Source organism: Polynucleobacter sp. MWH-UH35A (assembly GCF_018687075.1).
In the GTDB taxonomy this organism is placed as follows: domain Bacteria; phylum Pseudomonadota; class Gammaproteobacteria; order Burkholderiales; family Burkholderiaceae; genus Polynucleobacter.
In genome coordinates this window covers 1,382,810-1,398,066 of record NZ_CP061285.1, presented here as the reverse complement: position 1 = coordinate 1,398,066, position 15,257 = coordinate 1,382,810, and the positions used below count along the sequence as shown (strand labels likewise).

General features: G+C 45.9%; 17 protein-coding genes. 14 read left to right on the top strand and 3 right to left on the bottom strand.

Translation table 11 applies throughout. The features are described 5' to 3' along the window. Positions 1-3: 3 nt before the first annotated feature. The 5 genes from rfaE1 to cysM all read left to right on the top strand — a co-directional run bounded on the left by rfaE1 (position 4) and on the right by cysM (position 4,222). A complete protein-coding gene (gene rfaE1 / locus ICV36_RS07255; protein WP_215400049.1) occupies positions 4-933 on the top strand; it encodes a D-glycero-beta-D-manno-heptose-7-phosphate kinase in 930 nt (309 codons plus the stop codon). Next, entirely contained in the window at positions 930-1,958 is a 1,029-nt protein-coding gene (rfaD, locus tag ICV36_RS07250) for an ADP-glyceromanno-heptose 6-epimerase (protein WP_215400048.1), read from the top strand. Before rfaE1 ends, rfaD begins: the two co-directional genes overlap by 4 nt. A 10-nt stretch (positions 1,959-1,968) precedes the next feature. Beyond that, on the top strand, positions 1,969-2,706 hold the full coding sequence (locus tag ICV36_RS07245) for an alpha/beta hydrolase (protein ID WP_215400047.1): 738 nt from the start codon (positions 1,969-1,971) through the stop codon (positions 2,704-2,706). A 134-nt stretch (positions 2,707-2,840) separates the two neighbouring features. Beyond that, positions 2,841-3,269 (top strand): helix-hairpin-helix domain-containing protein, encoded by a 429-nt coding sequence (locus tag ICV36_RS07240; RefSeq protein WP_251374945.1) that lies wholly within the window; start codon positions 2,841-2,843, stop codon positions 3,267-3,269. Positions 3,270-3,310: 41 nt separating this feature from the next. Further along, positions 3,311-4,222, top strand: coding sequence for a cysteine synthase CysM (cysM, locus tag ICV36_RS07235; RefSeq protein WP_215400046.1), 912 nt, complete (start codon positions 3,311-3,313; stop codon positions 4,220-4,222). On the opposite strand, the gene ICV36_RS07230 is transcribed toward cysM, so the two are convergent. Further along, positions 4,219-5,472: a lytic transglycosylase domain-containing protein gene (locus ICV36_RS07230; protein WP_215400045.1), complete on the bottom strand. Its 1,254-nt coding sequence runs from the start codon at positions 5,470-5,472 to the stop codon at positions 4,219-4,221. The genes cysM and ICV36_RS07230 overlap by 4 nt on opposite strands. A gap of 83 nt (positions 5,473-5,555) precedes the next feature. Here ICV36_RS07230 and ICV36_RS07225 point away from each other — a divergent pair, with 83 nt between their 5' ends. From ICV36_RS07225 to ICV36_RS07205, 5 genes are read left to right on the top strand one after another with little or no spacing between them, the layout of a single operon-like run. Beyond that, complete coding sequence (locus ICV36_RS07225) at positions 5,556-6,476, top strand: histone deacetylase family protein (RefSeq protein ID WP_215400044.1); 921 nt, start codon at positions 5,556-5,558, stop codon at positions 6,474-6,476. Positions 6,477-6,519: 43 nt separating this feature from the next. Further along, positions 6,520-8,172 carry an acyl-CoA synthetase gene (locus tag ICV36_RS07220; RefSeq protein ID WP_215400043.1) on the top strand — a complete coding sequence of 551 codons (1,653 nt, stop codon included), beginning with the start codon at positions 6,520-6,522 and terminating at the stop codon, positions 8,170-8,172. A 55-nt stretch (positions 8,173-8,227) separates the two neighbouring features. After that, positions 8,228-8,977 carry an electron transfer flavoprotein subunit beta/FixA family protein gene (locus ICV36_RS07215; RefSeq protein WP_215400042.1) on the top strand — a complete coding sequence of 250 codons (750 nt, stop codon included), beginning with the start codon at positions 8,228-8,230 and terminating at the stop codon, positions 8,975-8,977. After that, the gene (locus tag ICV36_RS07210; protein ID WP_215400041.1) at positions 8,978-9,913 is read left to right on the top strand and encodes an electron transfer flavoprotein subunit alpha/FixB family protein; all 936 of its coding nucleotides are present in this window, start codon (positions 8,978-8,980) and stop codon (positions 9,911-9,913) included. A 56-nt stretch (positions 9,914-9,969) separates the two neighbouring features. Then, the gene (locus ICV36_RS07205) at positions 9,970-11,757 is read left to right on the top strand and encodes an acyl-CoA dehydrogenase (protein WP_215400040.1); all 1,788 of its coding nucleotides are present in this window, start codon (positions 9,970-9,972) and stop codon (positions 11,755-11,757) included. Between the two features lie 76 nt (positions 11,758-11,833). Here the strand turns inward: ICV36_RS07205 and ICV36_RS07200 are convergent, their stop codons facing one another. Continuing rightward, positions 11,834-12,280, bottom strand: a complete 447-nt coding sequence (locus tag ICV36_RS07200) for a hypothetical protein (RefSeq protein ID WP_215400039.1) — start codon at positions 12,278-12,280, stop codon at positions 11,834-11,836. 15 nt (positions 12,281-12,295) lie between these two features. Next, on the bottom strand, positions 12,296-12,820 hold the full coding sequence (locus tag ICV36_RS07195) for an META domain-containing protein (protein ID WP_251374943.1): 525 nt from the start codon (positions 12,818-12,820) through the stop codon (positions 12,296-12,298). 224 nt (positions 12,821-13,044) lie between these two features. Between ICV36_RS07195 and rpsP the strand changes: the two genes are divergently transcribed. From rpsP to rplS, 4 genes are all read left to right on the top strand, one after another. Then, positions 13,045-13,290: a 30S ribosomal protein S16 gene (gene rpsP, locus ICV36_RS07190; RefSeq protein WP_011902362.1), complete on the top strand. Its 246-nt coding sequence runs from the start codon at positions 13,045-13,047 to the stop codon at positions 13,288-13,290. Positions 13,291-13,382: 92 nt separating this feature from the next. Further along, the gene (gene rimM, locus ICV36_RS07185; RefSeq protein ID WP_215400038.1) at positions 13,383-13,949 is read left to right on the top strand and encodes a ribosome maturation factor RimM; all 567 of its coding nucleotides are present in this window, start codon (positions 13,383-13,385) and stop codon (positions 13,947-13,949) included. A 22-nt stretch (positions 13,950-13,971) separates the two neighbouring features. Next, positions 13,972-14,718: a tRNA (guanosine(37)-N1)-methyltransferase TrmD gene (gene trmD, locus ICV36_RS07180; RefSeq protein ID WP_215400037.1), complete on the top strand. Its 747-nt coding sequence runs from the start codon at positions 13,972-13,974 to the stop codon at positions 14,716-14,718. Between the two features lie 133 nt (positions 14,719-14,851). Next, complete coding sequence (gene rplS, locus ICV36_RS07175) at positions 14,852-15,247, top strand: 50S ribosomal protein L19 (protein ID WP_215400036.1); 396 nt, start codon at positions 14,852-14,854, stop codon at positions 15,245-15,247. The last annotated feature ends 10 nt before the right edge of the window (positions 15,248-15,257 follow it).

Here is a 15,257-nt window from a genome sequence, read left to right as displayed (position 1 = left end):
CAAATGGAAAAAGCCAATCGAGAACAGTTCTCTAAAGCACGCCTGCTAGTGGTGGGCGATGTCATGCTGGATCGTTATTGGTTCGGAGACACTAATCGTATTTCTCCAGAGGCGCCCGTTCCTGTTGTGCAAGTTGGTAAGATTGATGAGCGACTTGGGGGTGCTGCTAATGTGGCGCGTAACGTAGCTGCGCTCGATGCTAAGGCAACCATTCTTGGAATTGTTGGTAATGACGAGTCCGGTAAGCGTGTGGTGGAGTTATTAAAAGCGGGTGGTGTTGATAGTCAATTAGAAATCGATGCTGATGTACCCACCATTGTGAAGTTGCGTGTCATTGCTCGCCAACAACAATTAATACGACTCGATTTTGAAGAGACTCCCAGCGCAAAAGCTTTGGCTCATAAATTAGAACGTTTTGAAAAGTTGGTTGGCAATGCGGATGTTGTGATTCTGTCGGATTACGGTAAAGGTGCATTAGGTCAAGTAGCTCATATGATTGAGCAAGCAAGAAGCCAAAATAAAATGATCTTAGTTGACCCTAAGGGTGAAGATTATGAAAAGTATCGTGGTGCCACGGTCTTAACGCCGAATCGTAGCGAACTGCGCCAAGTAGTTGGCAAATGGACCAGTGAAGAGGATTTAACAAATAAAGCGCAGGGATTGAGAAAATCTCTTGATTTGCAAGCGCTGCTCTTAACCCGCTCCGAAGAGGGCATGAGTCTATATACCGATGCAGGTGTGAGTCATGTCAAAGCGCAAGCGCGTGAAGTGTTCGATGTATCAGGTGCTGGCGATACCGTGATTGCAACATTAGCCGTTGCTTTGGCTGCAAAGTGGCCCCTAGAGAAGGCGATGGCTTTAGCAAATCGTGCAGGGGGCATTGTGGTTGGTAAGCTGGGGACTGCAACCGTTACTTCAGAGGAATTACAGTGACTATTATCGTAACCGGCGCAGCTGGATTTATTGGTGCCAATATAGTTCAAGCGCTCAATGCGCGTGGTGAGAAAAATATTATTGCGGTTGATGATCTTCGCCCTGCAGATAAATATCGCAATCTTGCCGACTTAGACATCATTGATTACCTCGATAAAGATGAGTTTCTAGAAGCTTTTAGAAGTGGTCGCTTTGGAAAGGTTAGAGCGGTGTTTCACGAAGGAGCTTGCTCTGACACCATGGAAACAGACGGCATTTTCATGATGGCGAATAACTATCGCTACACCATGGATTTGCTTGATATTTGTACTGCTCAAAAAGTACAATTACTTTATGCCTCTTCAGCAGCTACCTATGGCGGCTCCGACGTTTTTGTAGAGAGTCGTGAGCATGAGAAGCCGCTAAATATCTACGGCTACTCTAAGTTCCTATTTGACCAAGTAATGCGTAAGCGTTTTTCTGAAAAAGCGAATACAGCGCAAGTAGTTGGATTTCGTTACTTCAATGTCTACGGCCCTCGTGAGTCCCATAAAGGCCGTATGGCATCGGTGGCCTTTCATCAATACCATCAATACAAGGCTAATGGCCATGTAAAACTTTTTGGTGAGTACGGCGGATATGGCCCTGGAGAGCAAAGTCGTGACTTTGTGTCGGTCGAAGATGTGGTCAAAGTAAATCTATTCTTTTTGGATCATCCTGAAATCAGCGGCATCTTTAATTTAGGTAGCGGTCGAGCTCAGCCTTTCAATGATGTCGCGCATGCGGTAGCTAATGCTATGCGCAAGCTGGATAAAGCATCTCCGGCAACACTCCAAGAGCTGGTAAAGGAAAAAGCGATTGAGTACATCCCATTCCCAGATGCGCTGAGAGGAAAGTATCAATGCTTTACTCAGGCCGACCTCACTAAGCTTAGGGCTGCTGGCTACACAGAACCTTTTCTGAATGTAGAGCAGGGTGTAGGAAGATATATCGAGTGGCTAGAAGCTAATGCAGGGTTTTTAGCCAATCCCTTAGATAGCAAATAAACCGATAAAGATGAAATTAGTCCTAGCATGTTTGTGTTGGGTATTCAGTTTCGGTGTAAGCGCTCAAGTTTTTGATATTCCTCATAACACTGAGGAGCCAACCCGAACCCTTTTGATTGAAGTTAAGAAGCCTAAGGCATTAGTTTTGCTTTTTCCTGGCGGCGGAGGTAAGGCTGGCATCTCCGAGGTGGGATTTGTTAAAAGTAGGCATACCTTTGTGCGGTCCATCGATCTGTGGGGTCAGTATGGAATTGATGCGGTGCTGGTGGACAGCCCCTATGATTTAGGCGATTTGCGTAGGGGAAATTTGCGCGGTCGCGAAGATCACCTTGCACGGGTGGATGAGGTTGTTGCTTTCTATAAAGCCAAGTTTGGTTTACCAGTGTGGATATTTGGCCATAGCATGGGTAGTTCAACGGCTACTTACTATGCGAACGAGCTGGCAAAATCAAAAGGGAAGTTGAGCGGAATTATTATTGCCGGAAGTATTCATACAGCATCTCTCAACGATGATGTAGCTCTCCCAGTATTGGGTATTCACCATGCTGACGATGCTTGTGCGGGTACTCCAGTATCAGCTACCAAAAGAATCATAGAGGGTAGGCCAGCTAACTATATTTCAAAGCTGGAAATTATTGAAGGCGGTATCAGTGAAGGCAATGTTTGCGACTCTTTTGCATATCATGGCTTTAACCAGATAGAGTCTGAATTTATTCAACGTGCCGCTCAATTCATTTTGAGTCATTAGATTATTGGGGTATCAGTAACTACTGATTGGTCTGCCTCCTTCAAAAACTAGTCAACTCTTAGCTTCTGTATTCGTTTAATACGATCCACGTGCACTTTGTGCCCGTGGATTTTTTATTGATTACGGGAGAAAAAATGACTCAATATTTAAATGTAGAAAAGGTGCGTGGCTTAATTAGGGCTGCTGCAGTAACTATGGCTGTTTTGATGACAGGTTCTGGAGCGGTATATGCCTCACCTATTAATGTGAATACTGCCACCCAAACCGAATTGGAGAGCATTAAAGGTATTGGTCCGGCTAAAGCTAAAACAATTATTGCCGAGCGTCTAGATGGTGGGCATTTTCAGGATGCCAATGACTTGCAAAAGCGGGTTCGTGGTATTGGCATGAAATCTGTTGAAAAAATGGTGGATAACGGTTTAACAATCGAAGCCCCAAGCTCCTTTCGGGAGCCTAATGGCCGCACCAAGAAAGAAGGCGGGGCTTCTGGTCGACGCAGTTCTCGTAATCAAGCTAATCCTCGCAATCAGCCGGAGCGTTCGGGAGCAAGTCGCCGAAATTAAACCCTTGCGTGTGTAGGCTTGCTTATGGCTAAAATGGCTTCATGAGCAAACCTTCTTACCTCACTATTTCACAGACCGTGGGCAATACGCCTTTGGTTCGCTTACAGCGTATTCCTGGTTTGGAAAACGAGAATCGCAATAATGTGATTCTAGGTAAATTGGAAGGAAATAATCCAGCCGGGTCGGTAAAGGACCGACCTGCGCTGTCGATGATCTCGCGTGCGCAAGAGCGCGGAGAAATTAAACCTGGCGATACTTTAATTGAGGCAACTAGTGGCAATACGGGTATTGCTTTGGCAATGACTGCCGCCATGCTTGGTTACAAAATGATTCTTGTCATGCCAGAAAATCAAAGTATTGAACGCCGTCAAAGTATGGCAGCTTATGGCGCAGAACTCATTTTGACTGCAGCCTCTGGTGGTATGGAGTTTGCAAGAGATTACGCTTTGCAATTGCAACGAGAGGGTCGCGGTCGATTGCTGGATCAATTTGCTAATCCTGACAATCCAAGAGTGCATATCGAAACAACTGGCCCTGAAATTTGGCGTGACACCGATGGGCAGATTACGCATTTTGTTTCTGCAATGGGCACTACAGGAACGATTACTGGGGTATCAACTTATCTCAAGTCAATGAATCCTGCGATTCAGATTATTGGCGCGCAGCCTGAAGAAGGCTCTCAAATTCCGGGGATTCGAAAGTGGGCTCCAGAGTATTTGCCAAAGATTTATCAGGGCGATCGAGTGGATGCGATTGAGTTTGTATCTCAAGCGGATGCTGAGGAGATGGCGCGACGCCTCGCTGCGGAAGAGGGTATCTTTTGCGGTATTTCTGCTGGAGGTGCTTTGGTGGTAGCTTTGCGGATTGCACGTCAAGTTGAAAATGCCACGATCGTCTTTATTGTTTGCGACCGTGGTGATCGCTACTTATCAACAGGCGTATTTCCCGCTTAAGTTGATTTCACTTTCTTCTTAGAGCTTGATTTCTTAGGTTTTGATTTTTCCGTAGATGCTTTGGCGCCACTGCTTTTAGTCATGCTCTCCACAGGCACCACGCTCTGATTTTTATATCCCAAAGCTTCTGCAAACTCGGCAACACTTTGCGCATAGAAATAGCTGCGGTTGTACTGCACAATCGTCAGGAAGTTATTTAATCCCACGAAATATTGCACTTGGTCTGAACCATCTTTATCGGGATAAGGTAGATCCACTATGAAAGCCTTGCTTTGTGGTTCCACGCCACCACTTTGTAAGTCACCTTGTTTTTTGGCGAGGATGCCCTTATCAATCAGCTCTTGAACAGTAAATTTCAGTTGCGGTTCTCCATCGGCTAATTCTTTAGCAGCGGTGATGCCACTTGCTTGGATTGGGAATGAAATTGGCATGCCGGTTTGCCAGCCATGTTTCTTCATGAAGTTGGCTACGCTAGCAATCGCGTCTTTAGGGCTTTGCTTGAGGTCGATTTGACCATCGCCATCGCCATCCACTGCAAAACTACGAATGCTGCTCGGCATAAACTGGGGTAGACCGATAGCGCCAGCATACGAGCTGTTTTGATTCAGGCAGGTGCTAAAGCGTGCATTGTTGACCCCTTGACTGCTATTTTTAGAGGGTAGCTTGCCACCCGCCTCTGTCCAGCACATGAGAATCAATTCTTTGAGCTGATCTTTGAAGAGTTGTTCGCGCGCCGGCTTATTGGGGGTATCTGGGTAACTAAACGCCAGGGTTGAAAGAACGTCTTTGACCCTGAAATTGCCAGTTTGGCGCCCATAAATGGTTTCAATACCAATAATCGCCACAATGATTTCGGCCGGAACCCCTGAATCTTGCTCCACTTGACTCAAAAAAGCCTGATTTTGGTCCCAGAAGGCCCTCCCAGCCTTGAGGCGAACGGGTTCAATAAAGCGTTTGCGGTAAGTCAGCCAATTTTTCTTAAAAGTGCCCGATGGGGGTAATACCAATTTGCGTATTGAGGGAATCGTTTTAGCATCTAGAAAGCCCATTTCTAAGGCTGGGAGCGGTATTTCTTGGGCTTGGGAGACTTGCCCCAGTAGTTCATTGAGGTTTTGGCTAAAACGCGCCTCTGTGACCGCATCATCAGTCTGGTTTACGATGGACTGTTGCGATTGGGTTGGCTGTGTGGGGGTGCTAGAGCATCCCGCTAGCGCAAGAGCAAAGAGTAAGCAGGAGACGCGAAAGTTCATGCGGATCGTCTTGGATTTTTGAATATTGAGCACGTTTAATTAGATTATAAAAATTACAAATTTGCTATTGAGGATTTTGAGTAATGACAACAGGATACATAACTCATCCAGACTTTCTGAAACACGAGATGGGAAGTCATCACCCAGAGTGCCCGGAAAGAATTCAGGCCATTAATGATCAAATGATTCGTAGCGGAATTGACCGCCTAGTACATCATTTGGATGCCCCATTAGCAACTGAGGATCAGCTGGAGTTAGTGCACAGTCCAGATCATGTTTCATTTGTGCGCGATCGCGCTCCCGAGAGCGGGTATTTCATGTTGGATGGTGACACCATCATGAATCCCCATACCTATAGAGTAGCCCTTAGAGCTGCTGGTGCAGCCATCGCTGGTGTTGATGCTGTGATGAAGGGTGAAGTTGAGAATGTGTTTTGCGCAGTAAGACCGCCAGGACATCATGCAGAGCCCACGCGTTCCATGGGATTTTGTTTATTTGATAATGTAGCTATTGCAGCACGTTATGCCATTGAGACTTATGGCATTGAGCGTGTTGCTATTATTGATTTTGATGTTCATCATGGCAACGGCACTGAAGCTGCTTTTTTCAATGATCCGAATGTTTTCATGTGTAGCTTCTTCCAGCATCCTTTCTACCCCTATAGCGGCCTCGATCATGCTAGCAATATGGTCAATGTACCTTTGCCTGCAGCTACTAGAGGTGATGTAGTGCGTTCAATAGTGGAAGAGAAGTGGTTGCCTGCCTTGCGTAATTTTGAGCCTGAGCTCATCATCATTTCAGCGGGCTTTGATGCCCATCGCGAAGATGATTTGGGTCAGATGGGTTTGGTTGAGGCTGACTATGCATGGATTACTATGCGTTTAAAAGAAATTGCCAATGAGTATGCACAAGGAAGAATTGTGAGTTGTCTCGAAGGGGGTTACAACCTCTCAGCCTTAGGTAGGAGTGTGGTTGCCCATGTAAAGGCATTGGCAGATATTTAATGTTGTAAGTGAATTTGAGTAAAACTGAAATCGAAAGCTAAAGATGGCAAATATTTATGAACAAGGATTGGATCGCAATCCAGCTAATTACACCCCGATTACACCGCTCCTCTTTTTAGAGCGTTCAGCGCAAATTTATCCCAATAAGACTGCCGTCATTCATGGGAAGTTGCGTCAGACTTGGGCGCAAACGTATGAGCGTTGTCGTCGCTTAGCCAGCGCCTTGCAAAAGCACGGCATTGGTTTGGGTGACACTGTAGCGGTGATGTTGCCAAACACGCCCCCAATGGTGGAGGCGCACTTTGGTATTCCGATGGCAGGTGCGGTATTAAATGCCCTTAACACCCGCTTGGATGCTGAGTCAATCGCTTTTATGCTCAATCATGGTGAGGCAAAGGTAGTTATCGTCGACCCAGAGTTTTCGGCGGTAATGAAAAAAGCCCTCGAGATTGCCAAAAAAGAATCTGGTCGTGATTTCTTGGTGGTGGATGTTGAAGAAAAAGAGTTTGATATTCCTGGTGAGAAATTAGGAAAACTGACCTATGAAAATTTACTTGCTGAAGGTGATCCTCAATTTGCATGGCAAGTCCCAGCTGATGAGTGGCAGGCAATTTGCTTGAACTACACCTCCGGTACTACTGGCAACCCCAAGGGTGTGGTGTATCACCATCGCGGCGCTGCGATTAACGCGGTATCAAATGTATTGGACTGGGATATCAATAAGCACCCCGTGTACTTGTGGACATTACCGATGTTCCATTGCAATGGCTGGTGCTTCCCTTGGACGATTGCTGCTCGTGCTGGTGTAAATGTATGCTTGCGTCGAGTTGATGCGCAACATATTTTTGCGGCAATCAAGGAGCATGGAGTGACTCATTATTGCGCTGCTCCTATCGTGCACAACTTGTTAGTCAATGCGCCAGATGAGTTGAAGGCCGGCGTGCCAACGGGTGTTAAAGGCTTGATTGCTGGTGCTGCACCCCCTGCATCCATTATTGAGGGTATGGAAAAGTTAGGTTTTGACTTAACCCACGTTTATGGATTGACTGAGGTGTATGGACCGGCTTCTGTATGTGTAAAGCAGGATGAGTGGAATGATTTGGATATTGGTGAACGTGCGCGTTTGAATGCTCGCCAAGGTGTGCGTTATCACATGCAGCAAGCAATTGCAGTTCTGGATCCTGAAACCATGCAACCAGTTCCGGCTGATGGTGAAACCATGGGCGAAATTATGTTCAAGGGCAACATCGCCATGAAGGGTTACTTAAAGAATGCAAAGGCTACCCAAGAAGCATTTGAGGGTGGCTGGTTTCACTCAGGTGACTTGGCTGTAATGAATCCCGATGGTTACGTGAAGATGAAAGACCGCAGTAAAGACATCATTATTTCTGGAGGGGAAAATATTTCTTCTGTAGAGGTGGAGGATGTACTTTATCGTCACCCAGCAGTGAACGCTGCCGCAGTGGTTGCCAAGCCAGATCCAAAGTGGGGTGAAACCCCTTGTGCTTTCCTGGAGATTAAGTCTGGTTCAACGGTAACTCCAGAAGAAATCATCGCCCATTGCAAGCAGCATTTGGCTGGCTTTAAGGTTCCCAGGGCGATAGTATTTTGCGAGCTGCCAAAGACTTCAACTGGCAAGATTCAGAAATTTGAGCTCCGAAAACAGGCTGGATCTGCTACCGCTATTGATGTCTAGAGATTCCCCTGCGGGACGGATAAAATAGATCATTAACCATTATTGAGAATTCCAAATGAAAATCTTAGTGGCAGTAAAACGCGTTGTTGATTACAACGTCAAAATTCGGGTGAAGTCAGATAATTCTGGAGTAGATTTAGCCAACGTCAAAATGAGTATGAATCCGTTTGACGAGATCGCTGTTGAAGAAGCGGTACGTTTAAAAGAGGCTGGTGTAGCAACTGAAGTAGTCGTGGTAACTGCCGGCGCTACCCAATGCCAAGAAACCTTGCGCACTGCATTGGCCATTGGTGCTGATCGTGCTATCTTGGTCGAGACAGATGCTGAACTGCAGCCTTTGGCGGTAGCCAAGATTCTGAAAGCACTCTCCGATAAAGAGCAAGCGCAAATCATTATTCTCGGTAAGCAAGCAATTGATGACGATAGCAACCAAACTGGTCAGATGTTGGCAAGTCTCATGGATATCCCGCAAGCTACCTTTGCCTCTAAAGTAGTGGTTGCGGATGGCAAAGCTACCGTGACTCGTGAAGTTGATGGTGGTTTAGAAACGATTGCCCTTTCTTTGCCTGCAGTTATTACGACTGACTTGCGTTTGAACGAGCCACGCTACGTGACTTTGCCAAACATCATGAAGGCTAAGAAAAAAGCGATTGATATCGTGAAGCCTGAAGATTTGGGTGTCGATATTGCACCACGTCTCAAAACAATCAAAGTAGAAGAGCCGCCTAAGCGTAGCGCAGGTGTGATGGTTGCTGATGTGGCAGCCTTGGTAGAAAAACTCAAAAATGAAGCGAAGGTGATTTAAATGGCCGCACTTGTTATTGCTGAACACGACAATCAATCTTTAAAAGCAGCTACGCTCAATGCAGTGGCTGCTGCTTTGCAATGCTCTCCAGAGGTGGATGTGCTGGTTGCGGGTAGTGGCGCAGATGCGGCCGCAACTGCAGCAGCTCAAATTGCTGGTGTACGCAAAGTCATTCAAATGGATGCTACCAATTTGGCTGACCAACTGGCAGAACCATTAGCGGCGCAAATTCTCTCAATTGCAGGCAACTACAGTCATATCCTGGCTCCAGCAACAGCAAATGGTAAGAATGTGTTGCCACGTGTTGCTGCTAAGCTCGATGTTGCTCAGTTATCTGACATTACTAAAGTTGTCTCTGCAGATACTTTCGAGCGTCCAATTTATGCTGGTAATGCAATTGCGACGGTGCATAGTGCTGACCCAATCAAAGTCATCACTGTACGCACTACTGGTTTTGATCCTGTGGCTGCAACAGGTGGTTCAGCATCTGTAGAAAAGGCTGCAGCTGCTGATAGCAAAGCGCAGTCATCTTTTGTGGGTCGCGAACTAACAAAATCTGATCGTCCTGAACTCACTGCTGCCAAGATCATCGTGTCTGGTGGCCGTGGCTTAGGTTCTGGTGAGAAATATCAAGAACTCATTACGCCATTGGCTGACAAGCTTGGGGCTGCTTTGGGTGCATCGCGTGCTGCTGTTGATGCGGGTTACGTTCCAAATGACTACCAAGTGGGTCAGACGGGCAAGATTGTTGCTCCACAGCTGTATATTGCCGTTGGAATCTCAGGCGCAATTCAGCACTTGGCTGGTATGAAAGATTCCAAAGTCATCGTGGCAATCAATAAAGATCCTGAAGCTCCTATCTTTGGCGTTGCTGACTATGGCCTAGTGGCGGATTTAAATACGGCTGTTCCTGAGTTAACAAAGGCGCTTGGTTGAGTCGAAGATTGATTTTAGAGATTAATAAGTATCAAACCGAATAAAGAGGAGTTGTAATGCCATACGTAGCCCCAGTGAAAGATATGTTGTTTGTGATGAATGAACTAGCTGGGCTATCGGATGTTGTTGCCTATCCCGCTTATGCAGAAGCAGGCGCAGATGTGGATCTGGCGCCTGCAATTTTGGAAGAGTCTGCAAAATTTAACCAAGACGTTGTTGCGCCCCTCAATTGGACTGGCGATCAAAATCCGAGTTCCTTAAAGGATGGCGTTGTCACAACTACCCCTGGTTTTAAGAATGCATTTGAGCAATACGCTGCCGCAGGATGGCAAGGTGTTATTCATCCAGCAGAGTTTGGTGGTCAAGGGTTACCAAAACTCATTTCTACTGCCTGTCTAGAGATGGTGAATTCAGCTAATCTCTCTTTTGCGCTCTGCCCATTGCTGACTGACGGGGCTATTGAAGCCTTGTTAACGGCAGCAAGCCCAGAACTTCAAGAGCAATATGTTCCAAAAATGATTTCGGGTGAATGGACGGGTACCATGAATTTGACTGAGCCCCAAGCTGGCTCAGATTTATCCATGGTCAGATCGCGTGCGGTGCCAGAAGGTGACGGTACTTACAAGATTTTTGGTACCAAAATTTATATCACTTATGGCGAGCATGACATGGCCAAGAACATTATTCATTTAGTGTTGGCTAGAACGCCTGATGCGCCAGAAGGCGTCAAAGGAATTTCTTTATTTGTAGTGCCAAAGTTCTTAGTGAATGCAGATGGTTCATTGGGTGAGCGTAATGATGTGCACTGCGTCTCGATTGAACATAAGTTGGGTATTAAAGCGAGCCCAACTGCAGTACTTCAATTTGGTGACCATGGTGGCGCAATCGGCTATTTAGTTGGCGAAGAAAACCGTGGCCTCGAATACATGTTTGTAATGATGAATGCTGCTCGCTTCGCAGTCGGCATGCAAGGAGTAGCGGTAGCAGAACGCGCCTATCAAAAGGCGGTTCAATATGCCAAAGACCGCGTACAAAGTCGTGACTTGGCTGGTTCCCCTGGCCCAGTTGCCATTATTCATCAGCCTGATGTAAAGCGCATGTTGATGACGATGCGTGCCTATACAGAGGCTTCTCGTGCATTGGCTTACTACGCTGCTTCTGCATACGATGCACAGCATGCTGCTCCAGACGAAGCAGCCCGCAAATCCAATCAAGCTATTTATGAATTTTTAGTGCCGATCGTTAAGGGCTTCTCTACAGAGATGTCTATCGAAGTGGCTAGCTTAGGTGTTCAGGTTCATGGTGGCATGGGCTTCATTGAAGAAACTGGCGCCGCTCAACATTATCGTGATGCTCGAATTTTGACGATTTATGAAGGCACTACTGCGATCCAGGCAAATGACTTGGTTGGCAGAAAAACAGTGCGTGATGGTGGCGCTATTGCCAAAGAACTTTCTCAAAGAATTGCTGCCACTGAAAAAGAGTTGGCTGCAAGCGGTAGTGATAATGCTAAAGCGGTGCTCAAGCAACTCTCATTGGCGCGTGCAGCATTTGAACAAGCGGTTGCCTATGTCGTTGCCAATGCAAAGACTGATATCAAGGCAGTTTATGCAGGTAGCTTTGCTTACCTCCGTTTATCTGGATTGGTATTAGGTGGTTGGCAAATGGCGAGGGCGCTTTTAGCGGCAGAAGGCTTACGTGACGGCGATCCAAAGTTTTATGATGCCAAGATTGCTACAGCACGCTTCTTTGCTGAGAATTTGATGCCTCAAGCCCAAGCTTTAGCTACATCAATTGTAGAAAGTGGTCACTCTACAAATGCCTTAGAGGTAGAGCAGTTCTAAAAAATATTAAGAAATATTGAGGAAAATAAAAAACCGCTCCAAAGAGCGGTTCTTGAAAAAGAAAAGCTATCTGCAATTACTGAGATAGCTTTTTTGCTTCATGGATTTGAGAGATAAAGAATTGCTCAAATGAAATCGCTAAAAAAGTCATCATGACGCCAGCGCCAAAGACTAAAGAGAAAATCACTGTCAAGATGACTAACCAGCCAGAGCGACTGCGGCGGTGTTCTTCAATGCCGGGATTAAATTGTGCATCCCACTTTTCGTCCAGGCGTAGTCCATAAGCAATTGTGGTCAACCAACTTGCCTCAATCGCAATAAAGCCAAAGGTAACAAGTACCCAGCCTGGCGCTGAGTGAAAGTGAGCATCTTTTAAAATGATCCAGCCTGCTGCGCCACCAATGAGTGCAAACAGCTGAATCCACGCCCAAAAGGATTTGAGTCCTTGGAGGTAAAAGCAATTAAGTCCGCTACCCGGAAAAAATAATCCAAGTGTGCAAAAAAGAAATTTCGATTTTTTCATAGGGGCTTTTGAAGTCTATTTATTAGGTTTTTGGGTAAAGCTCAGCACTTCGCGATCAGTGCCGATCATGAGTAATTGATCGCCGTTATGCACGATACTGCGATAGTCGTTTAACTCATAAAGAAAGTCATTTTCTAGTTCCATACGCTGTGGACTGCAAGCCATCTTGGTGCTAGCGATTTGTTTGAGAGAAAAGCCGCGAGTGTCTTCATCCAGTGTTGCGGTAAAACGATTGCATCCTGTTGAGCCGCTGACGCGTTGCCCATTGGCATCAAAAATAATTTGGATAGGGTTGCTGGCATCTCCTTGAGGAATTTGCCGAGTGCGCACCTCACCGTTGCTATTGGGGGGTAGATTCCAGCGAGTGAGTTCCCATTTGGTATTTTTGAGCTCATTACTTGGTGGGCTGATCTTGGCTCCGCAAGGAGGAATCACGTTAGCGCAGCCGACTAAAAGGCCTAGGCCAAGACCAGAAAGCATCAGGAAAGGCTTATTTAAGTTACTTCTAGCGGGTCCTGAAAAGCGGGATTTGATGGTCATATTTGTCTAAGTTATTGTTTTTAATGTATTTTTTACTTTGATCTGGCATCTATTCTACTGTTTTGTCTGCTTAAATAGGTGGAAGAAATAGGGGTTTTCGTCTAGAATATGAGGTTTTCCGCTCTACCGTGTCTTTATTTGGTGAGCTGGAGCCCAAGGTTTTTTGTAGAAATTTCATTGGGTTGTAATCAACCTGTTTTCATTTTAGATTTTAAGGAATAAGTATGGTCGTCATTCGACTGGCACGCGGCGGTTCTAAGAAGCGCCCTTTTTACAGCATTGTTGCTACTGATAAGCGCAACCGTCGTGACTCGAACTTTATCGAGCGTATTGGTTATTTCAACCCACAAGCAGCGGCCACTGAGCAAGCAATGCGTATTGCTCAAGATCGTTTGACTTACTGGACTGGTGTTGGTGCGCAAATTTCCCCAACAGTAGTTCGTTTGATCAAAAACAATCCAGCTGTTTAATTTTCCGTTGCTAAAAACTTCATCGATGTGGTGGAGTTTTTAGTGACAGGATTGCTAGTAGTTCTATTTCGGGAAAATAAGGTGTCTTGCAAATGAGTACACCTTCCCTAAATGATTTGATTGAACTAGGCGCCATCTCTGAGGCGCAAGGTTTGCGGGGTCAAGTGAAGGTTAGGCCTCACTCTTCAGAACCTGTAGCACTACTCTCCTCTAAGTCTGTTTGGTTATCTTTGATCCCGCGTAGGGATGCTGGCGTTTCTGCATCTACAGAGCAAGCATCATTAACGCAATACAAGGTGAAGAGTGCCAAGATGCACAGCGGTAATGTGGTGATGTCACTAGATGGCGTGAATGATCGCGATCAAGCGCTTGCATTAAAGGGTTCGCGTGTCTTGGTGGCGCGTGATGCATTTCCAAAAGCGGAAAGTGATTCGTACTACTGGGTAGACCTTATTGGATGCAATGCAATCAATTTACAAAGTGAAGCACTTGGTGAGGTGATTGATGTCACTGAGAATGGTGCTCATGGTGTGATTGCAATAGGCAACCCAGAGACCAAAGAAGTTAAATACTTGGTGCCATTTGTAAAAGAGGTGGTGCAAAACGTTGACCTACCAAACAAAACGATTACGCTTGATTGGCAGTCTGACTGGCAATAATTATTCAATAATATTGACGAATATGCGCTTTGATGTTGTGACCTTATTTCCAGAAATGTTCTCTGCCTTAACGCAGTGGGGTATTACTGGGCGTGCATGTGAACAATCGTTGGCTAGCGTTCATCTTTGGAATCCCCGTGATTTTTGTTTGGACCCTCGTAAAACGGTCGATGATCGAGCTTATGGTGGCGGCCCAGGGATGGTTATGATGGCCAAACCCCTTGAAGATACCGTTGCTCAAATTAAGGCAGCCCATCAGGTAGCGAATATTAAATCGGGCCCAATTTGCCTTCTAGCCCCTCAAGGTGAACGTTTTTCTCAGAAGAAAGCGACAGATATCCTCAGTTACGGTAATTTAAGCTTTATTTGTGGTCGATATGAGGCTGTGGATCAGCGTTTTGTTGATCGAAATGTCGATTTGCAGCTTTCTATTGGGGATTTTGTGCTTTCTGGAGGTGAAATCCCCGCTATGGCCATGATGGATGCAGTGATTAGGCTGATTCCAGGGGCTCTTGGAGACGGCGAATCAGCCACTCAGGACAGCTTTATGAACGGTCTTTTGGACTATCCGCACTACACCCGCCCTGAAATATATGAAAATTTATCTGTTCCAGACGTGCTTTTAGGCGGACATCACGCTAAAATAGCGGATTGGCGTCGGCAAAAGTCTTTGGAGCTGACGTTCAGGTTAAGGCCGGACTTAATTGAGTCGGCTAGAGCCAAAGGGTTGCTAACCCGAGAAGATGAACAATTTCTTCGCTCTCTGTAAATACTTTTAGTGTGCAGTAGTGAATGGGTGGTTTAGTTTTTGGTTTAGTGAAATTGTTTTAACTGCATCCTCTATTAGGTCCGTTGATTTAGATCTCGGGATTAAACGCTAATATGATGTTTAAGGATTAAAAATGAATTTAATTGAAAAAATTGAGCAAGAAGAAATTGCTCGCTTAAGCGCTAACAAAGTACTACCAAGTTTCGCTCCTGGCGACACAGTGGTTGTTAACGTTAACGTTGTTGAGGGTACACGTAAGCGTGCCCAGGCCTTTGAAGGCGTTGTGATTGCTAAACGTAATCGCGGACTTAATTCCAGCTTTATCGTGCGTAAGATTTCTTCTGGCGAAGGTGTTGAGCGTACTTTCCAAACATACTCACCATTGATTGCTAGCGTTGAAGTGAAGCGTCGCGGTGATGTACGTCGTGCGAAGTTGTACTACTTGCGCGATCGTTCAGGTAAGTCAGCACGTATTAAAGAAAAGCTTCAAGCGCGTGTAAAACCAACAGCTGCAGTAGCCGCTGAATAATTGCTGCCTT